The organism is Micromonospora sp. FIMYZ51, from assembly GCF_038246755.1.
Lineage (GTDB): Bacteria > Actinomycetota > Actinomycetes > Mycobacteriales > Micromonosporaceae > Micromonospora.
In genome coordinates this window covers 185,171-207,518 of sequence record NZ_CP134706.1, presented here as the reverse complement: position 1 = coordinate 207,518, position 22,348 = coordinate 185,171, and the positions used below count along the sequence as shown (strand labels likewise).

General features: G+C 71.2%; 22 protein-coding genes and 2 tRNA genes. 9 read left to right on the top strand and 15 right to left on the bottom strand.

The window, feature by feature from the left end:
- The first annotated feature begins 5 nt into the window (after positions 1-5).
- From QQG74_RS00995 to QQG74_RS00985, 3 genes are all read left to right on the top strand, one after another.
- A tRNA-Asp gene (locus QQG74_RS00995) sits at positions 6-79 on the top strand.
- A 102-nt stretch (positions 80-181) separates the two neighbouring features.
- A tRNA-Phe gene (locus QQG74_RS00990) sits at positions 182-255 on the top strand.
- 128 nt (positions 256-383) lie between these two features.
- Positions 384-896 carry an SRPBCC family protein gene (locus QQG74_RS00985; RefSeq protein WP_341718416.1) on the top strand — a complete coding sequence of 171 codons (513 nt, stop codon included), beginning with the start codon at positions 384-386 and terminating at the stop codon, positions 894-896.
- Positions 897-955: 59 nt separating this feature from the next.
- Here the strand turns inward: QQG74_RS00985 and QQG74_RS00980 are convergent, their stop codons facing one another.
- Entirely contained in the window at positions 956-1,345 is a 390-nt protein-coding gene (locus QQG74_RS00980; protein ID WP_341718415.1) for a hypothetical protein, read from the bottom strand.
- A gap of 154 nt (positions 1,346-1,499) precedes the next feature.
- Here QQG74_RS00980 and QQG74_RS00975 point away from each other — a divergent pair, with 154 nt between their 5' ends.
- Positions 1,500-2,846 carry an ABC transporter substrate-binding protein gene (locus QQG74_RS00975; RefSeq protein ID WP_341718414.1) on the top strand — a complete coding sequence of 449 codons (1,347 nt, stop codon included), beginning with the start codon at positions 1,500-1,502 and terminating at the stop codon, positions 2,844-2,846.
- 75 nt (positions 2,847-2,921) lie between these two features.
- Here the strand turns inward: QQG74_RS00975 and QQG74_RS00970 are convergent, their stop codons facing one another.
- Entirely contained in the window at positions 2,922-3,668 is a 747-nt protein-coding gene (locus QQG74_RS00970; protein ID WP_341718413.1) for an enoyl-CoA hydratase/isomerase family protein, read from the bottom strand.
- Positions 3,665-4,558, bottom strand: a complete 894-nt coding sequence (locus QQG74_RS00965; protein WP_341718412.1) for a 3-hydroxyacyl-CoA dehydrogenase family protein — start codon at positions 4,556-4,558, stop codon at positions 3,665-3,667. The genes QQG74_RS00970 and QQG74_RS00965 overlap by 4 nt, the downstream gene beginning before the upstream one ends.
- A 192-nt stretch (positions 4,559-4,750) precedes the next feature.
- Here QQG74_RS00965 and QQG74_RS00960 point away from each other — a divergent pair, with 192 nt between their 5' ends.
- Positions 4,751-5,047, top strand: a complete 297-nt coding sequence (locus tag QQG74_RS00960) for a hypothetical protein (protein WP_341721092.1) — start codon at positions 4,751-4,753, stop codon at positions 5,045-5,047.
- 89 nt (positions 5,048-5,136) lie between these two features.
- Here the strand turns inward: QQG74_RS00960 and QQG74_RS00955 are convergent, their stop codons facing one another.
- Positions 5,137-5,916 carry a class I SAM-dependent methyltransferase gene (locus QQG74_RS00955; protein WP_341718411.1) on the bottom strand — a complete coding sequence of 260 codons (780 nt, stop codon included), beginning with the start codon at positions 5,914-5,916 and terminating at the stop codon, positions 5,137-5,139.
- Between the two features lie 53 nt (positions 5,917-5,969).
- Here QQG74_RS00955 and QQG74_RS00950 point away from each other — a divergent pair, with 53 nt between their 5' ends.
- Complete coding sequence (locus tag QQG74_RS00950) at positions 5,970-6,386, top strand: PPOX class F420-dependent oxidoreductase (protein ID WP_341718410.1); 417 nt, start codon at positions 5,970-5,972, stop codon at positions 6,384-6,386.
- A 57-nt stretch (positions 6,387-6,443) separates the two neighbouring features.
- Here the strand turns inward: QQG74_RS00950 and QQG74_RS00945 are convergent, their stop codons facing one another.
- Together QQG74_RS00945 and QQG74_RS00940 are read right to left on the bottom strand one after the other, a co-directional pair.
- Positions 6,444-6,653 (bottom strand): BldC family transcriptional regulator, encoded by a 210-nt coding sequence (locus tag QQG74_RS00945; protein ID WP_007073996.1) that lies wholly within the window; start codon positions 6,651-6,653, stop codon positions 6,444-6,446.
- Positions 6,654-7,091: 438 nt separating this feature from the next.
- Positions 7,092-7,931, bottom strand: coding sequence for a hypothetical protein (locus QQG74_RS00940; protein ID WP_341718409.1), 840 nt, complete (start codon positions 7,929-7,931; stop codon positions 7,092-7,094).
- Positions 7,932-8,272: 341 nt separating this feature from the next.
- Here QQG74_RS00940 and QQG74_RS00935 point away from each other — a divergent pair, with 341 nt between their 5' ends.
- Together QQG74_RS00935 and QQG74_RS00930 are read left to right on the top strand one after the other, a co-directional pair.
- Complete coding sequence (locus tag QQG74_RS00935; protein ID WP_341718408.1) at positions 8,273-9,355, top strand: Glu/Leu/Phe/Val dehydrogenase; 1,083 nt, start codon at positions 8,273-8,275, stop codon at positions 9,353-9,355.
- Positions 9,356-9,833: 478 nt separating this feature from the next.
- Positions 9,834-10,046: a DUF3073 domain-containing protein gene (locus QQG74_RS00930; protein ID WP_111244996.1), complete on the top strand. Its 213-nt coding sequence runs from the start codon at positions 9,834-9,836 to the stop codon at positions 10,044-10,046.
- 147 nt (positions 10,047-10,193) lie between these two features.
- Here QQG74_RS00930 and amcA read toward each other — a convergent pair whose 3' ends face one another.
- The 5 genes from amcA to QQG74_RS00905 form a co-directional block, all read right to left on the bottom strand.
- Entirely contained in the window at positions 10,194-10,430 is a 237-nt protein-coding gene (amcA, locus tag QQG74_RS00925; protein ID WP_341718407.1) for a multiple cyclophane-containing RiPP AmcA, read from the bottom strand.
- Complete coding sequence (gene amcB, locus QQG74_RS00920) at positions 10,399-11,505, bottom strand: cyclophane-forming radical SAM peptide maturase AmcB (RefSeq protein ID WP_341721091.1); 1,107 nt, start codon at positions 11,503-11,505, stop codon at positions 10,399-10,401. The genes amcA and amcB overlap by 32 nt, the downstream gene beginning before the upstream one ends.
- Positions 11,506-11,681: 176 nt before the next feature.
- On the bottom strand, positions 11,682-12,836 hold the full coding sequence (gene purM, locus QQG74_RS00915; RefSeq protein ID WP_341718406.1) for a phosphoribosylformylglycinamidine cyclo-ligase: 1,155 nt from the start codon (positions 12,834-12,836) through the stop codon (positions 11,682-11,684).
- Between the two features lie 61 nt (positions 12,837-12,897).
- Positions 12,898-14,487 (bottom strand): amidophosphoribosyltransferase, encoded by a 1,590-nt coding sequence (purF, locus tag QQG74_RS00910; RefSeq protein WP_341718405.1) that lies wholly within the window; start codon positions 14,485-14,487, stop codon positions 12,898-12,900.
- 161 nt (positions 14,488-14,648) lie between these two features.
- Positions 14,649-15,011: a sterol carrier family protein gene (locus QQG74_RS00905; protein ID WP_341718404.1), complete on the bottom strand. Its 363-nt coding sequence runs from the start codon at positions 15,009-15,011 to the stop codon at positions 14,649-14,651.
- Between the two features lie 102 nt (positions 15,012-15,113).
- Here QQG74_RS00905 and QQG74_RS00900 point away from each other — a divergent pair, with 102 nt between their 5' ends.
- Complete coding sequence (locus QQG74_RS00900) at positions 15,114-17,387, top strand: carboxypeptidase-like regulatory domain-containing protein (RefSeq protein WP_341718403.1); 2,274 nt, start codon at positions 15,114-15,116, stop codon at positions 17,385-17,387.
- 58 nt (positions 17,388-17,445) lie between these two features.
- Here the strand turns inward: QQG74_RS00900 and QQG74_RS00895 are convergent, their stop codons facing one another.
- The 4 genes from QQG74_RS00895 to purS form a co-directional block, all read right to left on the bottom strand.
- Positions 17,446-18,201, bottom strand: a complete 756-nt coding sequence (locus QQG74_RS00895) for a 2-phosphosulfolactate phosphatase (protein WP_341718402.1) — start codon at positions 18,199-18,201, stop codon at positions 17,446-17,448.
- A gap of 4 nt (positions 18,202-18,205) precedes the next feature.
- Positions 18,206-20,980, bottom strand: a complete 2,775-nt coding sequence (gene purL / locus QQG74_RS00890; protein WP_341718401.1) for a phosphoribosylformylglycinamidine synthase subunit PurL — start codon at positions 20,978-20,980, stop codon at positions 18,206-18,208.
- Positions 20,981-21,047: 67 nt separating this feature from the next.
- Positions 21,048-21,731: a phosphoribosylformylglycinamidine synthase subunit PurQ gene (gene purQ / locus QQG74_RS00885; RefSeq protein ID WP_341718400.1), complete on the bottom strand. Its 684-nt coding sequence runs from the start codon at positions 21,729-21,731 to the stop codon at positions 21,048-21,050.
- The gene (gene purS, locus QQG74_RS00880) at positions 21,728-21,991 is read right to left on the bottom strand and encodes a phosphoribosylformylglycinamidine synthase subunit PurS (protein ID WP_111244989.1); all 264 of its coding nucleotides are present in this window, start codon (positions 21,989-21,991) and stop codon (positions 21,728-21,730) included. Before purS ends, purQ begins: the two co-directional genes overlap by 4 nt.
- Positions 21,992-22,348: the final 357 nt, after the last annotated feature.

Genomic DNA, 22,348 nt, shown 5'->3' with positions numbered 1-22,348 from the left:
AGCTAGGTCCTGTGGAGCAGTTGGAGTGCTCGCCGCCCTGTCAAGGCGGAGGTCGCGGGTTCAAGTCCCGTCAGGACCGCAAGCGCTGACGCCGCGCACCATGCGCGGCGTTCCGCGTATCGGGGAATGTGACCGGTGCGGCGGTGATCCCGCCCGCCGGGTAGCATGAGCCGAGCACCACGGCCAGGTAGCTCAGTTGGTACGAGCGTCCGACTGAAAATCGGAAGGTCGGCGGTTCGACCCCGCCCCTGGCCACCTAGCCTTTCGCCGGGCTATAGCAGCGCCGACCAGCGGAAACGCCGGTCGGCGCTAGCTCTTTTTGCCGATTGGACGGGCATCGGCTCAGCTGCGCATCCGGGCATGAGCCGGTATGGTCCGGGCCTATGGGACACGGGATGGCCGATGCGACCGACATCAGGCAGGACCATGACCGGTTCGCGCTCCGCAGCACCCTGCTGGTTCCCAGCTCCGCCGACCGGGCGTACGAGGTGTTCACCGGCAACCTCGCCGACTGGTGGGTGACGGAATACACCTGGTCCGGGCCGGGCGTGCTCGCCGAGCTGGGGATGGAGCCCCGGGCCGGTGGGATGCTCTACGAGATCGGCCCCTACGGATTCCGCAACGACTGGGGTCGGGTACTCACCTGGGACCCGCCCCGCCGGCTCGTCTTCACCTGGCAGATCGGCGCGGACCGCGCGCCGGTGCCCGACCCCGCGCGGGCCAGCGAGGTCGAGGTGCTCTTCACTCCCGAAGGGGATGCCACCCTCATCGAGGTCACGCACCGGCACTTCGACCGGCATGGCGAGGCGGCGGAAGGCTACCGCGAGGCGTTGACCGCCGGCTGGCACGAGCTGTTGTCCCGCTTCGCCACCACGCTGGCCGACCGCCGGGCGTGATCCGACTCACCGTCGGTGCCGGCCACCGGCAAGCTGTGTGGGGCACACCGGGGCGGCACTCAGCTGGCCCGGTGCCGCAGCGTGGCCACGGTCGAACCGGCGAGGGTGAGCAGGCACTCCGGCAACAGGCCGTCCTCCGCCGCCGCACCGAACAGCGCCTGGGCGGTGTCGAGGTCCGAGTTGGCGTACGCGCTGACGAAGCGGGCCACCCACCGGGCGTCGTACCGGGCCTGGTCGATGCCGGGGAAGTCGAGGGCGCAGGCGCCCGGCGGCACCGGATCGCCGACCATCGTCGCGGCCAGGCTCCACGCCACGTCGTACACCCCGGAGAGGCCGTCCCGATGGACCACGTCGCCGAAGGTCCCCGCCACGGCCTCGGAGTCCCCATCGAGCGCCGAGCGCAGGATGGCGGCGGCGTCGTCGTTCGTCTGCTGTGGCGAGTCGGTCACCCACCGCACAGTAGGGGTGCCCGTCAAGAAGCGACCTATGATTACTCTCCGTGCATATCGGAGGCGACCTGCGGATAGCCGGGCCTCCATGGTCCCGTTGACCGGCGCGGCACGCTAGTCTGCGCAGCGGACCTTCGCCCGAGGAAGGACGACGATGCACATGTCACGCGGCTCGCGGACGGCCGCTCTGGTCGCCTGCGCAGCGCTCCTGCTCGCCACCAGCGCCTGCGGGGATGACCAGCCCGAGGAGGCGACCACCCAACAGGTGCGCCTCTACGGCACCGACGGCAACATGTCGAACTCGTACCCGGACGAGCTGGGGGATCGCGCCAGCCTGGTGGACGGCATGAAGGGCACCACTCCCCTCACGCCGCTGCCGGAGGATTTCAAGAAGCGGCTACGGACCGTCGATCCGCAGTTGGACGGTTTCCTGTACGCCGCCGAGGCGTACGACGCGGTGGTGATCAGCGCCCTCGCGGCGGAGGTCGCCGGCACCACCGATCCGGCGGCGATCGCCAAGCAGATCATCGGCGTCACCAACGAGGGCACCCGCTGCGGCACTCCGGCCCAGTGTCTGCGGCTGGCCCGCGACGGCGAGGACATCGAGTACCGCAGCGTCTCGATCACCCGGGCGGGCTTCACCGACGCCGGCGAGCCGGCCACCGCGAGCTACGCGACGCTGCACTTCGACGGCGAGCGGCTCAACGACGCCAAGACGGAGTTCGTCGGCGCGGGCGACGAGTCGGCGGCGAGCGCCAAGGCCCCGCCGCGGGCTGGCGACCCGACCGGCGATGGGGATGCCCCACTCGTCCTCGGCGGGCTGCTACCGAAGACAGGTGACCTGGCGCTTGCCTATCCGCCGTTGGCCGCCGGGGTGGCGCTGGCCATCCAGGAGATCAACAAGGCCGGTGGGGTGCTCGGCGAGGACGTGGTCTGGATCGACGGCGACGACGGGACCAACCCCGAGGTCGCCAAGGCGACCGTGGCCCGTCACCTCGACGGCGGCGTGCACGTGATCATCGGTGCCGGTGGCTCCGGGATCTCCGCCGCCGTGCTGGAGGACGTGGTCAAGGCGGGGCGGATCCTCTTCTCCCCCTCCAACACCGCGGCGACCCTGACCGACGCGGAGGACAACGGCCTCTACTTCCGCACCGCCCCGCCGGACAGCCTCCAGGGCCGGGCGCTTGCCGACGTCATCCTTCGGGACGGGCCGCAGAAGATTGCCATCGTGGCGCGTAAGGACTCCTACGGTGAAGGGCTCCAGGACGTCGTCCGCTCCGAGCTGGAGCGGGCCGGTTTCGGCGGCGACAAGGTACGGCTGCTCAGCTACGAGCCGGGCGAGGGTGCCGACGCCCCGCCGATCGACTTCAGCGACGGCGCCAAGCAGATCAAGGAGTTCGGCGCGGACGCCGTCCTGATCATCGGCTTCGGCGAGTCCGCCGCGGTGGTCCGGGCGCTCGCGGACGCCAACGTACCCCTGGCGGCACTGGCCCGGCGCTGACCTGCTGGACAACTGATCACCGAATACGCGACGGCCGCACCGATTTCGGTGCGGCCGTCGCGCTCTGCGGTCCCCTCAGCGACCGCGCCGCCGCTCGAGGAAATCCGTCATCCGTTGCCGCTTCTCCTCGTCCTCGAAGAGCACCGCCTGGCTGACCAGATCCAGCTGCGGGTGGGCGGCGGGCGGGGCGTCGACCGCGAGCTTGGTCAACCGCAGCGCCAACGCCGAGCCCTTGGCCATCTCGTCGATCAACTCGTGGGCCGCCGGCAGCAGCGCCTCCGGTGTCGCCACCACGCTGTTCACCAGGCCGATCCGCAACGCCTCGGCGGCGTCCACCCGCCGCCCGGTGAAGAGCAACTCCTTGGCGCGGGCCTCGCCGACCAGCGCCGGCAGCCGGTGGGTCGCCCCGGCGCCGGCCAGGATGCCCAGTCGTACCTCCGGCTGCCCGAAAACCGCCCGCTGGGTGCACACCCGCAAGTCACAGGCGTACGCCAGTTCGGCGCCACCACCCAACGCCGGACCGTCGATCGCCGCCACGGTCGGCATCGGCAGTGCCCGGATCCGGGCGAAGGCAGCCAGGTTGATCGCCGCGAGCGCGTCCAGCCGGCCCCGCTCGCGCAGCTGACCGATGTCCGCCCCACCGGCGAAGATCCCGTCGGTGCCCCCGGTCAGCAGCAGCATCCGGGGGCGGGCTTCCAACTCGGCGCAGACCTCGTGCAGCGCGGCGATCAGGTCGGCGTCGATGGCGTTGCGCTTCTCCGGCCGGTCCAGGGTGACCACCAGCCGGTCCGCGCGCTCCTCGACCCGCAGCCCGGCGCTCATCGCGTCGCCGCCGACCCGGGCAGCTCGGTGCCGCCCGAACGGACCCCGTCGGCCCAGTGATAGAAGCCCTGGCCGGACTTCTTGCCCAACCGGCCGGCGGCAACCATCTCCACAAGCAGCGGCGGCGGAGCGAACCGCTCCCCGTACGCGGCCTGGAGGGTACGGGCGATGTCGAGGCGGACGTCCAGGCCGACCAGGTCGGTCAGTTCCAGCGGCCCGACCGGGTGCCGGTAGCCGAGCGCCATCGCCTTGTCGATGTCGGCCGGGCTGGCCACCCCGTCGGCGACCATCCGGATCGCCTCCAGCCCGAGGGTCACCCCGAGCCGCGACGTGGCGAAGCCGGGCAGGTCGCGTACCACGACGGGGTCCTTGCCCAGCCGGCCGGCGAGCGCGACGGCCGCAGTGGTGGTCTCGGCGGCGGTGGCCGGGCCGACCACGATCTCCAGCAGCACCATGGCCCAGACCGGGTTGAAGAAGTGCAGCCCGCAGAAGCGGTCCGGTCGGGCCAATCCCTCGGCAAGTTGGGTGATGGGGATGCTTGAGGTGTTGCTGCCGAGCAGGGCCGGGTGCAGCGCCTCCGCCTCGGCAAGTACCGCGCGTTTCAGGTCGAGCCGCTCCGGCACGGCCTCCACGATCACATCCGGTTCCGCCGCCACCTCGGCGAGCCCCGCCCGCAGGGTGACCCGCTCCCGGTTGGCTGCGGCCTGCTCGGCGGTCAGCTTGCCGCGTTCCACGGCCCGATCCCACAACCGCGCGAGGCGTTCCATCGCCGCGTCGCCGCGCGCCCGGTCCAGCTCCACCAGTTCCACCAGGTGGCCGGCGTCCGCCGCCACGTACCCGATACCGAGGCCCATCGTGCCCGCCCCGACCACCACGAACCGCTCAGTCATCAGAACACCACCGCACAGTGACGATTTCCCGTTCGCTGACGCCGTCGGCACGCGGGGTCGCCGCCACGCCGGAACCAGCCCGTACGCTCCGCTCAGTCATGGTGCGACCCTATGCAGCACCGGTCACGGCCCAGGCGTGGGGGCGGGCGGGGCCGGGTAATGATCGCCGACAACCAAGGGAAGGACGAACAGATGAGCCAGGCACCGGAGACCGCGGGCGGCGCGGGTACCGAGGAGACCGTCGAGACGCGCGGTGACGAGCGCGTCGAACTGCTACGTGCCGACACCAACAACGACGGTCGCACCGACGTGTGGGTGGTGGACACCGACGGCGACGGCAAGGCCGACCTGTTCCAGTTCGACACCGACGGCGACGGCAAGGTGGACGTCACGATGGTCGACATCGACGAGGACGGCCAGCCGGACGAGGTCGTCGACGGCGATGGCGGCCTCCCCCCGGAGCAACTCCCCCCCACCATCTCCGTCTGAGATGTAAGGAAGGGCCCCTTGTTAACGCCTCCGGTATAGCAGGGGGCCCCGCTTAACATCTGCGCCCCGCGCCCACCCGACGGCGGAGGTCAGCCGGGCAGTTGGAGGGTGGCCAGGTAGTACGGGGCGTCCCGGTCGTCCACGTCCACCAGTCGCCAGGCGGAGCCGCGTACCAGGTCGGCCAGTTCGTCGGGCGAGCAGACCAGGTAGTCGAACCAGGGCGTACTCAGCTCGCGATAGCGCAGCCGCAGCCGCAGCTGCCCGCCGAGCCGCCCCCGCCGGCGGTTGTACTCGTGGTAGCCGGTGTGCACCGGGTCGCGGGTGCCGTACGGATTCGTGCCGTGCGCGATCACCTGCGCCCCCGGTCGGGCCATCGCCGCCAGGGCGGCCAGGAAAGCGGGCGCGCGTTCCCGCCCCTCAAGCAGGCCGAGGTTGTTGCCGAGCAGCAGGAAGGTGTCGTAGCGCCGCCCGCTCTCGGCGTGCTCGTCGACCGTGCCCGGCACCAGGTCGCGTACGCCCCGGCGACGACATACCTCAAGCGCCCCGGGTGAGACGTCCAGCCCGGTCACCGGTACGCCGCGCTCCTGTAGCCGCAGCGCGATCCGCCCGGCGCCGACGCCGATGTCCAGCGTGCTGCCGCGTACCCGGTCCACCGCCCGGTGGTCGTGCGGTTGCCAGTCCGGCGGCTCATCGAGGTAGTGCGCGGCCGGCGCACCGTTGATCAACCCGTCGTCCCGCTCGATGATCTCGATGACCGGGCGGGGCAGACGTCCGCCGGCCAGTGGTCGGGGACCGACCCCGGTGGCCACGGCCAACGCGTCGCGCAGCAGTTCCCCGAAGACGTCACCGATCCGTGGTTCTCCCGTCACGATGCCACGCTATCCGGCTGTCCGGTTCACGACTGCGCCCGTATCCTGGGCAGGTGACCACGTTGGACCGCCTCGCAGCGGAGAAATACGTTCTCCTCACGACCTTCCGCAAGGACGGCCGGGCAGTGCCGACCCCGGTCTGGGCGGTGCGCGACGGTGATGCCCTGGCGGTCTGGTCGGCAGCCGACGCGGGCAAGGTGAAGCGGATCCGGCGCAGCGGAGAGGTCACGGTGGCGCCGTGTGACGTACGCGGTCGGCCGCACGGTGCGGCGGTGCCGGCCCGCGCGAGTCTCTACGACCCCGGGGCGACCAACCGGATCCGTGGCCTGATCAAGCAGAAGTACCGGGTGATCGGCCGGCTGACGCTGCTCGGCAGCCGGCTGCGCCGGGGCGAGGGCGGCACGGTGGGGATCCGGATCGAGCTGACCGAACAGGAGGAACGGCCAGCTCTGCGGCGGCCGGAAGCATGACGAAGGGCAGCGGATGGATCCGCCGCCCTTCGTGAAGTCTGCTATGCCGCCAGCCGGTCAGTCGCCCTGGCGCTGCTGCGGGATCTGCCCCTGCAACAACGCCCTGACCTCCGACTCCCGGTAGCGGCGGTGGCCGCCGAGGGTCCGGATGGCGCTGAGCTTGCCAGCCTTCGCCCAACGGGTCACCGTCTTCGGGTCGACACGGAACATCGACGCTACCTCGGCCGGTGTAAGTAGCGGCTCTGGTTCGTGCGTTCGCGATGCCATCGGTCACTCCTCCACATGTATAGACATCGGCCGGGGTCCCGCCGGCCGACGCGTCTCCCATGGTCCGGCTAGTCCCCGATGTCCGACATGGGCCGAACGGCCGAACGTCCCTAGACGGACGGATGAACCATGCCCGATTTATGCGACTTTTACACCCCAGAAACCACCTTATTCGGACTCATGATCACGGTTCGTGATGCGTAAACTACGAGCTTTCCTCGCGTTACGGCCCTGAACAGGGGCAAACGAGGGCCAGTCTCGCGTCCGGCACCGTTTGTCGCGGCCAGCCCCACGACCGGCAAACGGTCATGGCCTGGAGGTGACGCAGCGCCCCGGCCACCTACCCGCCGGACACCCTCCGGGGAGTTGTCCGGCTGCGCTCGCCGGTGCCGCAGCGACTGCGGACCGCCGGCCCTTACCGCGAGCCGGACGCGACCGCTAGTTGCAACGCTCCAGCAGTTGCACCGCCCGCCAGCGGGCGACCAACTTGTCGTACGCGGCGGAGGCTTCCTCCGCCTCGCCCCGGGAAAGGCCGGCCAGCCCTGCCGCGACCAGTTCCGGCGAGTCGTCGGCCGCGAGCGTCTCGTCCGAGAGCAACTCGACCAGCCCGCCGTAGTCCAACTCGACCACGGAACGTGGGTGGAACTCCTCCAGCCACCGGGCGGCCTCCTCGACCGCCTCGGTGATCGGCGCGTCACCGACCGACTTGCGCAACACCGACAACGCCCGGGACGAGCGCCGCCGGGCCTTGGAGATCTCCGTCCGGAACCGCAGCGCACGCCGGTCCGGCGCGGTGACGTGATGCCGCTCCTCCGCCTCGAACAGCACGAACCAACGCAGCGGTACGCCCCAGGTCGCGATCTGCTCGTGCACCCGCGGCACCCCGTGCTCCAGCACCCGGGCTCCGCTGCGCCAGTCCTCCACCACCGCTTTGGCCTGGCCGGCCAGCACCGGCGGAACGAACGCGTCGGCCAGCACCGGAGGAACCCCGTCCCGCGCGCTCAACGCCGCCTCGGCCACCCGGATACGCAGGTTCCACGGACAGACCAGCAGGGTCTCGTCCGTCTCCAGGACGTACGCCTCCTCCGGCAGGTCGGGCAACCGGGTCCAGCCGGCGCCGAGCGCCTCGATCACCGAGCTCAGTTGTCGGCCGGGGCCTTCCACCGGTGCCACTGCCCGCCCCTGCTCGACGTAGCGCCGCCAGTACGACTGACGATCCCGGTCGAAGGCGGTCAGCGGTTCGTACACGCGCAGGTATGAAGCGAAGAGCGACGGCACGGCGCGATCCTCCCACGAACCGCAAGCCGAGCGTTGCTCGGCGTCATCAATGGACGACGGAGGCCGGGCAGGACCGCAGCGCCGACCGGCGACCGGCGCGGCGACCGCAGCGCAGCTGATGCCGACCGGCGACCGGCGACCGCAGCGCAGCCGACGCCGGCCGGCAACCGAGGCGGGCCAACGCTGACCGGGCCGGCGGGCTGCCCGCAGGACGGGACGGTGCTGTCGGCGGAGGCCGAACAGCGGCGACCGATACTAGGCTCGCAACACCGGCAACATCCCCGCCGGCGCAGACCAGGTCCGCGTCCCACAAGGACGCCCGCCGACACCAGGAGCCAGTCATGGGCGTATTCGCCACCACGGACGATCCCGAGGCCATGGGCCACGAGCAGGTCGTGTTCTGCCAGGACAGGCAGACCGGCCTGAAAGCGATCATCGGCATCTACTCCACCGCGCTGGGCCCCGCGCTCGGCGGCACCCGCTTCTACCCGTACGACAGCGAGGAGGCCGCCCTCGCCGACGTACTCGACCTCTCCCGTGGCATGGCGTACAAGAACGCCCTCGCCGGCCTGGACCTGGGCGGCGGCAAGGCGGTGATCTGGGGCGACCCGGAGCAGATCAAGAGCGAGGCGCTGCTGCGGGCGTACGGCCGCTTCGTGCAGTCGTTGGGCGGCCGGTACTACACCGCCTGCGACGTCGGCACCTACGTGTCGGACATGGACGTGATCGCCCGCGAGACCCGGTACGTCACCGGCCGCAGTGTGGAGCACGGTGGGGCGGGAGACTCCTCGGTCCTCACCGCCTGGGGCGTGTTCCAGGGGATGCGGGCGGCGGCCGAGCACGTCTGGGGCGTACCGACCCTGCACGGCAAGCGGGTCGGTCTCGCCGGGCTGGGCAAGGTCGGCAAGTACCTCCTCGGTCACCTGCTCGACGACGGCGCCGAGGTGGTCGCGACCGACGTGAACCCGCGGGCGCTGGAGTGGGCCCGGACCACCCACCCGCAGGTGACCCTCGTCGACGACCCGGCCACGCTGGTGGCTGCCGACATCGACGTGTACGCCCCGTGCGCCCTCGGCGGCGCGTTGAACGACGACACGGTGGCGGTGCTGCGCGCGAAGGTGATCGCCGGGGCGGCAAACAACCAGCTCGCCCACCCGGGTGTCGAGAAGCTGCTCGCCGACCGGGGCATCCTCTACGCGCCGGACTACGTGGTGAACGCCGGTGGCGTGATCCAGGTCGCGGACGAGATCGAGGGCTTCGACTTCGAGCGGGCCAAGCTGCGGGCAACCGGGATCTACGACACCACGCGGGAGATCCTCCGGCTCGCCGACACCGACGGCGTTCCGCCGGCCGTGGCCGCTGACCGGCTGGCCGAGCGCCGGATGGCGGACATTGGCCGGCTGCGCACCATCCACCTGCGCTGACGGTCCACCGGGGCAGCGCGCCAACCCCCGGACCCCGACCAGACCCGCCCGCCCGGCGGGCCAGATCATCGGAATCGCCAGACTCGACATGCGGACCAAGACCCATCATGTGGGTCAGGCCCAGCGTGCGGGCAGACCCGCCAGAGCGCCAGACGGCCGAACCGGTGGGGCAGCCAACTCATCGCGGACGAACCGCCGAGGGCGGACGATTGCTGCCGCCCTCGGCGACCCCGCAGACCTAAGATGAGAATGTGCCGCTTTCGGGTCCTTCGCCCCGGTGTCACGACCGTTCCCGGCATCGCTCCTTACCGGGTACAATCGGTGACGACCGTCCGAGCGCAACGCGCGGCAGCGGTCGACGGTAACCCGAGGTGCCGAACGGTGGCATCCCCATGTACCGTAAGAGCCACGAGAGATGCCTGACGTCATCGGGGCCCGCCTTCGGGCTGCCCCGCATTCTGTGCGAGGGGGTCGAGCCATGGGGCGCGGCCGTGCTAAGGCCAAGCAGACAAAGGTGGCCCGGGAGTTGAAGTATCACTCCCCGAACACCGACCTCGCCGCCTTGCAGCGAGAACTCGGCGGCAGCGGCAAGTCGGACCGCAACTTCGACGACGACTACAAAGAGTACGTCGACGATGACGAGGACCATGCCGAGGACGACCCAGACACCTGGGTCCGTCCGACCCGTTGACCCCCGGTCACATCTGAGCACGCGGTAACTCCCCGCGTGCTCACGTATGTGCCCGCTCTGCGGCGGCGTACCACCCGACGACCCGAGGGCCTGCCACGCCCGGTGCGATGCTCCGGACGCGTGGCAGGCTCCTGGTTCCGGCCGGCGTCAACGGGGCCGGTTGTTCCAGTTGTAGAACGTCGGGATGTTCTCGAAGTGGTTCCAGGCGCAGACCGCGCTGGCGCCGTCGCCACCCGCCACCTCCGCTCGTAACTGGCGGGCGACCTCGGCCTCCTGGAGTAGGGCGGTGAGCCCGGTGGCGGCCGCACGGACCCGGTCGGCGACCCGGTCGGGTCCGCCCTCCGTTCCGCACTCAGGCTCCCGGTGACTGGTGGTCTCGGGCATGCTCCAACACTCCCTCCAATAAGCGGATCTTGCTGTTACGGCAATGCTCGGTCTCCGTACCGTCAAAACGCCCCAGCTCGAAGTAGCGGTTGGCCGCGTGGCCGCCACCGCAGAAGCCGAAGTACGGGCAGGACGATCGGCACGCCTCCACCCCGGTCACGAACTCGCCGACCCACGGCGTACCCGCCGCCGCGTCGGCGAGGATCGTGTGCAACGGGGTGGTGAGCACGTTCCCGCTGGTGAAGTCGCCGTAGCGGGGATCGGAGAAGCCGGCCAACTCGGGCGACAGCACCACGACCGAGCCGTCGTACGCCACGGTCGGGATCGGGTCGAGCTGACCGGGCAGCAGTTGGTCAGCGGTGCCGTCCAGCACCGCTGCGGCGTACCGCAGTGACCACTCGACCTCCCGCAGGTGGATCCGGGGGTCACGCCGCCAGGCCGCGACCAGTTCGGCCCAGAAGCCGGTCACCGCGGCGGCATCGTGGGAATTGTCACGTACGTTGACGCCCTCGGTCTCCTCGATGTTCACGCCGAGCACCTCGCAGCCGAGGTCGAGGCAGTACTCGTAGAGTTCCCGCGCCCGGCCGGGTGCCGGGTCGTTCACCACCGCGAGCGCCGAGAACGGCACCCCGTGCCGGCGCAGCGCCGCCACACCACGGACGATCCGGTCGTACGCGGGCCGGCCGGACCGGCTCACCCGGTCGCCGTTGCGCTCCCGAGGACCGTCCACGCTCACGCTGACCCGCATCCGGTGGGCCACGAAGAACTCGCACCACGCGTCGTCGATCAGCGTCGCGTTGGTCTGGACGTGATGCTCCAACCCGGGGCCGAACGGTGCCATCAGCGCTGCCAGGTGCTCGCGTCCGGCGGCCAACGGCTCGCCACCGTGCCAGACCACCGAGAACCGCCCCGACGCCGCCCACCGGTTCACCGAGCCCGCCACCGCCTCGGCCACCTCGACCGGCATCCGCCGGTCCACCGCGCGAAACGGCAGGTAGCAGTACGCGCAGTCGAGATTGCAAAGGGTGGTCGGCTGCATTACGACGTACGACGGGACGGTGGCCAGGCCCCGCATCCCGCGCAACGACCGTCCCCGCGCAGCCATCGCCCTCCTCTGTAACGGTTGACGACTGCCGGACACACCCCAGCGCGGGCGCGCCCCACAGCTTTCGAGGGTGCCCTTCAGGCTAGGCCGCGGCGGCCACTCGGGTGAAGCCCTGTTCAGGTGGTCGGACAATCACCGGAGCGTGCTCACCCCCGGGTGTGCTGGCCGACCATCCGCACCTCGCCGGTGCCCTCGATGATCTCGCCGGCCTGCCAGGCGTCCACGCCACGGCCGGTCAACGTCGCCAGGGCGCGGTCGGCGTCCTCGGCCGAGACGATCGCGAACATGCCGACGCCCATGTTGAAGGTCGACTCCATCGCCGGGTCCTCGATCCGGCCCTTGGACTGGATCAGGTCGAAGACCGGCTGCGGCTTCCACGTCGAGCGGTTGACCACCGCGTCCACGTGCTCGGGCAGGATCCGCACCAGGTTGCCCGGAATGCCGCCGCCGGTGACGTGGGCCAGCGCCCGCACCTCGGCCTCGGCGATCAGCTTGAGGCAGTCCTGCGCGTAGATCTTGGTGGGGGTGAGCAGTTCCTCGCCGAGGGTGCGCTGCCGACCGAAGTCATCGATCACGACGTCCAGCCGCATCCGGCCGGCACCGAGCAGCACGTGCCGGACCAGGGAGTAGCCGTTGGAGTGCAGCCCGGACGAGCGCATGGCGATCACCACGTCACCCACCTCGACCCGCTCCGAGCTGAGGATCTCGTTCTCCTCCACCACACCGACACCGGTGGCGGAGATGTCGTACTCGTCCGGACGCAGTACGCCCGGGTGCTCGGCGGTCTCCCCACCGAGCAGCGCACAGCCGGCGTACCGGCAGCCGTCGGCGATGCCGGCGCCGATCTCGGCGACCTTGTCCGGTACGACCTCGCCGGTGGCGATGTAGTCCAACAGGAACAGCGGCTCGGCACCGCAGGCGACGAGGTCGTCCACGACCATCGCGACCAGGTCGATGCCGACCGTGTCGTGGATGTCCATCTGCTGGGCGATCACCAGCTTGGTGCCGACGCCGTCCGTGGAGGAGGCCAGGATCGGGTTCTTGTACTTCGTGGTGTCCAGCCGGAACAGGCCGGCGAAGCCGCCGAGGTCGCCCATCACCTCCGGCCGGCGAGTCTGCTTCACCTTGGACTTCAGCAGCTCGACCGCGCGGTCCCCCGCCTCGATCGACACGCCGGCGTCCGCGTACGAGACCGAGCGTTTGCGAGGTGAGCGGCCGGTGCCGGCCGTCCAGGGCTGACGATCGCCACCAGCGCCCGTCGGGCTGCTTCCTGCGTCGCTGCGCTCGGACACGTGCGTCACGGTTCTCCCCTTTGGTTCTCGGCTGCGAGGTCGAGGTGACCGACACCACAGCCGGACGATGCTACGGGCGGTGTGTGCTCGCCGACATTCTCAGGTCGGAGCGTGGGCTGAAGTCGTCGTCGCCACCCGACGCGGCGACGACCGGAGGGATCATCTGCTCGTCGGCGTCGGTGCCGTCGGCCGCACTGTGCGCTACCCGACGCCCGATCCCTTCGAGCACGTGCTTGCCGATCAGGTTGCCGACGGGCAGCTCGATCGGGTACTCCCCGTCGAAGCAGGCCCGGCACAACCGGCTCTTCGGCTGCTCGGTAGCGGCGATCAGGCCGGGCAGCGAGACGTAGCCGAGCGTGTCCGCGCCGATTGAGCGCCGGATGCCGTCGTTGTCGAGGCCGTTGGCGAGCAGCTCGGCGCGGGTGGCGAAGTCGATGCCGTAGAAACAGGGCCAGGAGACCGGCGGCGAGGAGATGCGTACGTGCACCTCCACCGCACCGGCCTCGCGGAGCATCCGCACGATCGCGCGCTGGGTGTTGCCCCGGACGATGGAGTCGTCGACCACGACCAGCCGCTTGCCCCGCACGTTCTGGCGCAGCGGGTTGAGCTTGAGCCGGATCCCCAGCTGACGCAGGGTCTGCGACGGCTGGATGAAGGTACGCCCGACGTACGGGTTCTTCATCAGACCGGCACCGTAGGTGATGCCGGACTCCTCGGCGTACCCGATCGCGGCCGGGGTGCCCGACTCGGGCACCGGGATGACCATGTCCGCCTCGACCGGGTGCTCCTTGGCCAGCTGGCGGCCGATCTGCACCCGGGCCGCGTGCACGTTGCGGCCGGCGATTGTGGCGTCCGGGCGGGCGATGTAGACGTACTCGAAAAGGCAGCCCTTGGGCTCGGGAGCCGCGAACCGGCTCGACCGCAGCCCGTCGGTGTCGATCGCGATCAACTCGCCGGGCTCGACCTCGCGGACCACACTGGCACCCACGATGTCCAGTGCGGCGGTCTCGCTGGCCACCACCCAGCCGCGTTCCAGCCGGCCGAGCACCAGCGGGCGTACCCCGTGCGCGTCACGCGCGGCGTAGAGGGTGCTCTCGTCCATGAAGACGAAACTGAAGGCGCCCCGCAGCCGCGGCAGCACCTCCAGCGCGGCGGCCTCGACGGAGAGATCCGGCCGGCTGGCCAGCAGCATGGTGACCAGCGAGGTGTCGTTTGTCGAGCCATCCGCGCTCAGCCCCTGCTCGGTCGCCTCCCGCTGGAGTTCGGCGGTGTTGACCAGGTTGCCGTTGTGGGCCAGCGCGATAGTGGTGCCGGAACTTGTGGCGCGGATGGTCGGCTGGGCGTTCTCCCAGGTCGACCCGCCCGTCGTGGAGTAGCGGGTGTGCCCGATCGCGACGTGCCCGCGCAGGCTCGCCAGCGTCGGCTCGTCGAAGACCTGGGCCACCAGGCCGAGATCCTTGTAAACCACCACTCCGGAGCCGTCGCTTACCGCAATGCCGGCGGCCTCCTGACCTCGATGCTGCAACGCGTACAGCCCGAAGTAGGTCAGGTTGGCGACCTCTTCTCCGGGTGCCCAGACGCCGAAGACGCCACACGCGTCCTGGGGGCCGGGTCGTTGAGGATCAAGGTCGTGGCTCAGCCGGCCGTCGCCTCGGGGCACCTGCCGCTCCCTCTTGCTGGTCTGGACTGGCCTGGCGGTAGCACGGGGGCTGCTCAACACCGCTGGGCCGGGACCACACTGTCGTCGCCGAACAGTGTACGCGAATCCACGTCACCACACACAGTCACGATCGCGGCGCTTTCTGTCATCTCGGCCGACTCTCATTTCAGCTCCAGCGGCAGAAACGCGGAGAGGTCCGCTCTCGCCCCGCTCGCCCGCACACGACCCTCCGTAACCGCCTGGGTCCAGTCGAGTCGTCCCGTGGCGAGCGCGAGCCAGGTTTCCGGGTCCATCTCCACCGTGTTCGGTGGCGTACCACGGGTGTGTCGCGGCCCGGGAACGCATTGAACTGCACCGTAAGGTGGGACACGCACCTCCACCGATCGGCCGGGGGTGCGGGCCGCAAGAATGGTCAACAGCACCCTGACCGCCTCACGGAGCACCGGCCGTTCGGGGGTGCGTCCCGCATCGAGCGCCGCCACCGCGGTCGCGACGGCTGCGGACTTAATGTACGGAGAGGACACGACGGGACGATACGGCGTGACCGCGCCGCTTATCACCGTGCCCCTGGGTCGCGCCGATCCGCCCAGACAAGGCATAGTTGCCGACGGCGTATTCGTACCGTGATGTTTCCCCGGCCCGGCAACCGTCGGCGCGAGGGATGGTCAGTCCGGAAGGCGGTGGACGTGTCAACACACCGACGAGCCTGGCAGAAGCGGGCCGGTGTGGTCGTGGCGCTGATTGTTGGTGCCCTGCTCGCCGCCCCCGCCACACCCGCCCACGCCGCCACGGTCAACGTCACGCCAGGCTCGGTGACCGTCAACGCGGGCAGCGACGCCACGGTGAGCGTGCAGGTCACCCCCGGCGAGGGGGACACCACCGCCGAGATCACCCTGACCGGCCTGCCGGCCGGCGTGTCCTGCGCCAGGGGCTGCGGCAGCATTCAGCTGAACGCACCAGTGCCGAGGACGCAGTTGTTGACGCTGCGCGCCAACAACAACGCCCGGAACGCCTCGACCGGCGTCACCGTCCAGGTCCAGCCGGACAATTCCGACCCCGCGACCGCCAACCTTCAGCTCACCGTCCGGGGAGAGCAGGCGCCGCCGCCGCCACCGCCGCCCACCACGCAGGCGCCGCAGACGGTCAAGTCGATCGCCGGCAAGGTCGTGAACCAGGCGGGCGAGGGCGTGGCGGGTGCGATCGTCCTGATCAAGGACAGCGCCGGCAACCAGTACGACACCAACAGCGACTCCAACGGCAACTTCCGCTTCACCGGCAGCCGGGACCGGCCGATCGCCCCGGGCCGGATCGACCTCGGCGCCCGTGCGGAGAACCAGAGCCGGGTCGTGAACTTCACCGCCAACGCGGGCCAGAGTGTCACCGGACAGCGGATCACCCTGGCGATCGGTGCCTCGGCCAGCCCGACCCCCACCCCGACGACGAGCGAGTCGGCGCTGCCCACGGAGGATCCGTTCGAGGACGCGTTCCCCGAGGACGAGGAGACCGCCAGCGAGAGCGCCGTCGCCCAGGCCCCGGCCAGCAACGAGGACTCCGGTGGCTTCGGCAACTGGTTGCTGATCCTGCTGGGCGGGCTCTTCGTGGCCGTCGGCGTCGGCACGATCGTGCTGCTCTGGATGAAGCGCAAGGAGAACGACGAGGCCGAGGCGGACGGTGACGCCCCGGCGGGCGCGCCGGCCGGCGCGGTGCCGGCGGCCCGTGGCTCGTTCGCGGGTGCCGACGACCAGACCCGGGTGGTGAACCGGGTCGGCGCCGCACCGGATCCGACAATGGTCGGCGGTCCCGGGCTGAGCAACGCCCCGACGATGATGCACCAGCCGGTCGTCGACGACGTCCCGCCGGACCCGTACGGTGCGCCTCCGCAGCCGTACGGCGCGCCGAGCGGTCCAGGGCAGGGCGGCTGGTCCGGCGGCGGCTACGGCGAGGAGCCGGGCGGCTACGGCGCAGCCGGCTACGGCAACGCACCGTCCTCCGGTGGTGGCTATGGCAACGCACCGTCCTCCGGTGGCGGTTACGGCAACGGCCCCTCGTCCGGCGACGGTTACGGAAACCGTGACTACGGTGCCGGCAGCGGCGGGGCCGACTACCCGCCGGCGGGCGGTGCAGGCGGCTACGGCGAGCGCTACGACGAGCCGACGGGCCGCTACACCGGTGACCAGACCCGCTACCCGGCCCCTGCGGACCCGTACGCCACCGGGATGTACGAGCCGGAGGCGGGCCAGGGGTACGGCCAGGCCGAACCGGCGGGCGGCTACGGACGCGGTGAGCCCACCGGTGGCTACGGGCGTGGCGGAGCCGGTGGCGGCTACGGCCAGGGTGAGCCGACCGGCGGCTACGGCCAGGGCGACGGAACCCGGGCCTACGGCGCGGGCGAGGCCGGCGGCTACGGGCCGACCGACCAGACCCGCGGCTACGAGCCGGGTGGCTACGGCCAGGGCGAGCCGACCGGCGGCTATGGCCAGAGCGACCCCAACCGTGGTGGCTACAGCCCCGGCGAGCCGGCCGGCGGTGGCTACGGCCAGAGCGAGCCCACCGGCGGCTACGGCGCATCAGGTGGCGGCTACGGCCAGGAGCCCGCGCAGCAGCGTGGCGGCTACGACAACGCCGGCTACGACGAGACGAACCGCTACAACCAGGGCGGCTACGGCCAGGGCGGCGGCTATGGCCAGGAGCCGCCGCAGCAGCGTGCCGGCTATGACGACGCCTACCCGCAGGGTGGCGGCTACGGCCAGGGCGGTTACGGTCAGGAGCCGCCGCAGCAGCGTGCCGGGTACGACAACAACTACTACGGCGACCCGGCTCAAGCCGCCGGCCATGGCCGGCCAGACGGGCCGCCGGCAGAACGCGGCGGCGGTCGCCGACTGGACTGGTTGGACGACTGACTCCCGTCCCGGCCGTCAGCCAGCGTGCGATGCGGGCTGGCTGACGGCGGGCGAGCGGTCAGGCCGAGGCGAAGACGCCGTCGCGGAGCAGCGGCACCACGTCGGAGCTGTCGAGGCGTACGGCGATCTCGACATCCTCGGGGAAGCCGTCCGCGCTTAGTTCACGACCGGAGACGCAGCCCCGGACCGCTGCCGGCACGTCCGGGGTGCTGGCCAGCGCGGCGAGCGCCATGGCCGCCTCCACCGACAGCCCACCCGGCACTGCGGCGAGCGCGTCGAGCACGCTCGCCGCGCCGAGTTGATCCGCCACGCACGGGCGTAGCGAGCCGTCCGGCCATCGCTCTCCGGCCGCGACGACGCCGACCGGGGTGGTGGTTTCGCCGTACCCCTGATTCAGCAGCCAGTGCCCGACGGCACGGGCGTTACGCAGGTTGGCCGCGACCACCGGCAGCCCGGTGGCGCTGGCGGCGGCGCTGATCGCCGAGCCGTTCGGCGACGGCAGCACGAGATCACGCACCACCGGTGCCCGGCTCAGTGCGGCCGGCGACAGCGACCACGGATGGGCCGCGGTGACCTGCCGGCGACCGGTCGCGGCGATCGCGCCTATTCGCCGGGCGTACTCGGCGGCCTGCTCGTCCCAGGGAAACGGATGTACCCGCATTCCCCGCCCGACCGCGATCTCGACGGTGGTGGTGAACGACAGCACGTCCACCACCACCAGTACCGCGCAGACCCGGCCCAGCTCCGCCGCCCCCGCCAGGCCCCAGTCGAACCGGGCCCCGGATCCGGGCTGGGAGTGCAGGGCCGGGGTCACCGCCTCAGCGCTCGTCCGGTGCGGGTGGTGGCTCGGCGACACCGGCCTGCGGAGCCTCGCCGGCTGCCTGGTCGCCCATTGCTGCGGTCGGCTGGTCCGGGTCCGGGTCCGAGCCGGGCTCGGCCGGCTGTCCCGGTGCCGCGTCCGCCGCACTGGCGACCTCCGCCGGGGTGCCGATCTCGACCTCGGCGACGGCCGTACCGGCCTCGGTGTCGGCGGGGTCGGCCTGGGCGTCAGCCTGGCTGGCGGAGTCGGTCGGGGCCGCCGTCGGGTCGCCGCTGGCCGTACCGACGGCGTCCGGGGCGAGCGACTGCACACCGCCAAACAGGCTCGGCAGGGTGCGGCTGTGTGCCTCCCGCAGCTCGTCCAGGCGGATCCGGAACTGGCCGTGCACCTCCAGCGCACCACCGGCCGGGTCGGTCACCCCGATCAGCTCCCACGGCACACCGTGCTCGCCGCAGAGGGCGGTGAACGCCTTCTCGTGGCCCCTCGGTACCGAGACCAGCACGCGGCCGGCGGACTCACTGAACAGGAAGACGAACGGCATCGAGCCGCCCTGGAAACGCTCCGGCACCGCGATCCGCGCGCCGACGCCGTGCCGCAGGCAGGACTCCACCAGGCTCTGGGCGAGCCCGCCGTCGGAGAGGTCGTGCGCGGCGCTGAGGTGGCCCACCCGGGCGGCCTCGGCCAGCAGCCCGGCGAGCTGCTTCTCGCGTCCCAGGTCGACGTGCGGGGGTACGCCACCGAGATGCTGGTGGGTCACCCAGGCCCACTCCGAGCCGGAGAGCTCGACGTGCGTCTCGCCGAGCAGGAAGAGCTGGTCGTGATCGCCACCGGGTCGCGGGGCGAAGCCCATCGCCACCCGGTCGGCCACGTTCTCCAGTACGCCGAGCACACCGACCACCGGCGTCGGGTGGATCGCCGCCGCACCGGTCTGGTTGTAGAAGCTGACGTTGCCGCCGGTCACCGGGATGCCCAGCTCGGCGCAGCCGTCGGCGAGGCCGCGTACCGCCTCGGCGAACTGCCACATCACGCCCGGGTCTTCGGGGGAGCCGAAGTTGAGGCAGTCGGTGACCGCGATCGGCGTCGCGCCGGTCACCGCCACGTTCCGGTACGCCTCGGCAAGCGCCAGCTTGGCCCCGTGGTACGGGTCGAGGCGGGCGTACCGACCGTTGCCGTCGACCGACAGCGCCACGCCCAGCCCGGTCCGCTCGTCGATCCGGATCACACCGGAGTCCTCCGGCTGGGCGAGCACGGTGTTGCCAAGCACGTAGCGGTCGTACTGCTCGGTGACCCAGCTCTTGTCGGCGAGGTTGGGCGAGGCGATCATGCGCAGCACGGTCTCGCGCAGCGCGTCCGGGTCGGCCGGCCGGGGCAGCGTCTCGGCCCGGTCCGCCTGGAGCAGGATCAGGTCGGCCGGCTCGCGCATCGGGCGGGCGTAGACCGGTCCGTCGTCCACGAGCGAACCCGGCGGCACGTCCACCACCAGCTGGTCCCGCCAGGTGATCCGCAGTCGACCCGGCTGTCCGTCCGGCTCCGGCGCGGTGACCTCACCGATCGCGGTGGCGATCACGCCCCACTTCTGGCAGGTCTTGAGCACCGCGTCGAGCTTGGCCGGCTCGACGACCAGGAGCATCCGCTCCTGCGACTCGCTGGCCAGGATCTCGTGCGGCGCCATCGACGCCTCGCGCAGCGGGACCCGCTCCAGCCAGACCCGCATGCCGGTGCCGGCCGCCGCGGCGGTCTCGGTCAACGCGCAGGTCAGCCCGGCACCGCCGAGGTCCTGGATGCCGGCGACCAGCTCGGCGTCGTACAGCTCCAGGCAGGCTTCGATAAGCAGTTTCTCGATGAACGGGTCGCCCACCTGCACCGATGGGCGGCGCTGCTCGCTGCCCTCGTCGAAGGTGGCGCTGGCCAGCACCGACACGCCGCCGATGCCGTCCCGCCCGGTCTTGGCACCCATCAGCACCACGACGTTGCCGGGGCCGACGGCGGCCTTGTTCTGTAGCCGGCTCACCGGCAGCACCCCGAGGCAGAGCGCGTTTACCAGCGGGTTGCCCTGGTAGCACGGGTCGAAGACCACCTCGCCGCCGATGTTGGGCAGGCCGAGGCAGTTGCCGTAGCCGCCGACGCCGGCCACCACGCCGGGCAGCACCCGGGCGGTGTCGGGGTGGTCGGCGGCACCGAAGCGCAGCGGGTCCATCACGGCCACCGGACGGGCACCCATGGCGAGGATGTCGCGGACGATGCCACCCACGCCGGTCGCCGCACCCTGGTACGGCTCGACGAAGCTCGGGTGGTTGTGCGACTCGACCTTGAAGGTCACCGCCAACTCGTCGGAGACCCGCACCACACCCGCGTTCTCACCGATGCCGGCCAGCAGCCGGTCGCTCGGTGGGGCCTTCTCGCCGAACTGACGCAGGTGCACCTTGCTGGACTTGTAGGAGCAGTGCTCACTCCACATGATCGAGTACATCGCCAGCTCGGACTGGGTCGGCCGGCGGCCCAGGATCTGCCGGATGCGGTCGTACTCGTCGTCGCGCAGGCCCAGTTCGGCGTACGGCTGAAGCTCCTGCGGGGTGTCCCCGGCGCGCGGCACGGTGTCCACCCCGTGGGTCCAGCCGGGGTCCGCCGCAGCGGCGGCGTGCCGCGCCGGGGTGACCGGCGAGGCGGCAGCAGCCGGCGGCGCAGCAGCGGCCGGGCTCGGCTGGACCGGCTGTGCCGGCGCGGCCGGGAATGCCTCCGGGCTCTCCCGTACCGGGTCCGGATGCGTGGTCATGACCTCTCCTCGTTGCGCTCGCCGCCCGACGGGCGGATGAGCCGACCGATGATCCCGATGCGGACGGTCACGCCGGGGCCCCCACCAGGTGCTTCAGCACCGACGTGAAGAAGCCCAGGCCGTCGAGGGAGGGGCCGGTGAGCGCCTCCACCGCGTGCTCGGGGTGCGGCATGATGCCCACCACGTTGCCGGCGGGGTTGGTGATCGCGGCGATGTCCCGCTGCGACCCGTTGGGGTTGCCACCGACGTACCGGGCCACCACCCGGCCCTCGGCCTCCAACTCGTCAAGCGTGGCGGTGTCGGCGACGTAGCAACCCTCGCCGTTCTTGACCGGGATCAGCACTTTCTGCCCGGCCTGGAACATGTTCGTCCAGGCGGTGCCGGTCGCCTCGATCCGCAGGAGCTGATCGCGGTTGCGGAAGTGCAGGTGCTGGTTGCGGGTGAGCGCGCCGGGCAGCAGGTGGGCCTCGCAGAGGATCTGGAAGCCGTTGCAGATCCCGAGCACCGGCAGGCCACCGGCGGCGGCGTCCACGATCGTCTCCATCACCGGGGCGAATCGGGCGATGGCGCCGCAGCGCAGGTAGTCACCGTAGGAGAAACCGCCGGGCAGGACGACGGCGTCCACCCCGTGCAACTGCGGGTCGCCGTGCCAGAGCCGGACCGGCTCCGCACCGGCGATCCGTACGGCCCGGGCGGCGTCCCCGTCGTCGAGCGAGCCGGGGAACGTCACCACACCGACCCGCGCGGTCACGAGCGGGCGTCCGCGGGCTCGTCGGTCTCGACCAGGTGGACGGTGAAGTCCTCGATGACCGGGTTGGCGAGCAGCTTGTCGGCGATCTCCCGGGCCCGGTCCAGGTCCGGTTCACCGGTGAAGTCGATCTCGATCCGCCTGCCGATCCGTACCGAGGCGACATCGTTGACGCCGAGCCGGGGCAGCGCGTTTGCGACGGCCTGGCCCTGCGGATCGAGGATCTCGGGCTTGAGCATGACGTCGACGACGACGCGAGGCACTGGGCACTCCTGACTGTGTACGCAGTTGGGTGCCGACCCACAACGGGCGAGCGCAGCCAGCCTACCTGGCAGATACCGCGCCATCCGCACCGGCCGCACGCCGTGCGGGCAGTCCTCGACCTTACCCGCACGGCATGCGGTCGCACCGATACGGGTTCGTTGCTGTCCCGATACGGGTTCGTTGCCGGACACGCCGATGCCCATTCGTCGCCCGACGCGCCGTTCGTCCCGGCATCGGCAGGCCGCCCACCGCCGACCCGGCCCCGCCGGGAAATCCGACTGTTACATCATCTTGTTTCAATGAACCTCTTGTGAAACACCTCACCGGCCCCTACGGTACATCGTCAGACGTCGATT

Coding starts and splice junctions, on each gene's coding strand:
- QQG74_RS00930 (WP_111244996.1), top strand. CDS start 9,834: ATGGGGCGCGGCCGTGCTAAGGCCAAGCAGACAAAGGTGGCCCGGGAG.
- QQG74_RS00935 (WP_341718408.1), top strand. CDS start 8,273: ATGGGCGTATTCGCCACCACGGACGATCCCGAGGCCATGGGCCACGAG.
- QQG74_RS00960 (WP_341721092.1), top strand. CDS start 4,751: ATGAGCCAGGCACCGGAGACCGCGGGCGGCGCGGGTACCGAGGAGACC.
- QQG74_RS00900 (WP_341718403.1), top strand. CDS start 15,114: ATGTTTCCCCGGCCCGGCAACCGTCGGCGCGAGGGATGGTCAGTCCGG.
- amcB (WP_341721091.1), bottom strand. CDS start 11,505: ATGCGGGGCCTGGCCACCGTCCCGTCGTACGTCGTAATGCAGCCGACC.
- QQG74_RS00985 (WP_341718416.1), top strand. CDS start 384: ATGGGACACGGGATGGCCGATGCGACCGACATCAGGCAGGACCATGAC.
- purL (WP_341718401.1), bottom strand. CDS start 20,980: ATGACCACGCATCCGGACCCGGTACGGGAGAGCCCGGAGGCATTCCCG.
- QQG74_RS00945 (WP_007073996.1), bottom strand. CDS start 6,653: ATGGCATCGCGAACGCACGAACCAGAGCCGCTACTTACACCGGCCGAG.
- QQG74_RS00970 (WP_341718413.1), bottom strand. CDS start 3,668: ATGAGCGCCGGGCTGCGGGTCGAGGAGCGCGCGGACCGGCTGGTGGTC.
- amcA (WP_341718407.1), bottom strand. CDS start 10,430: ATGCCCGAGACCACCAGTCACCGGGAGCCTGAGTGCGGAACGGAGGGC.
- QQG74_RS00975 (WP_341718414.1), top strand. CDS start 1,500: ATGCACATGTCACGCGGCTCGCGGACGGCCGCTCTGGTCGCCTGCGCA.
- QQG74_RS00965 (WP_341718412.1), bottom strand. CDS start 4,558: ATGACTGAGCGGTTCGTGGTGGTCGGGGCGGGCACGATGGGCCTCGGT.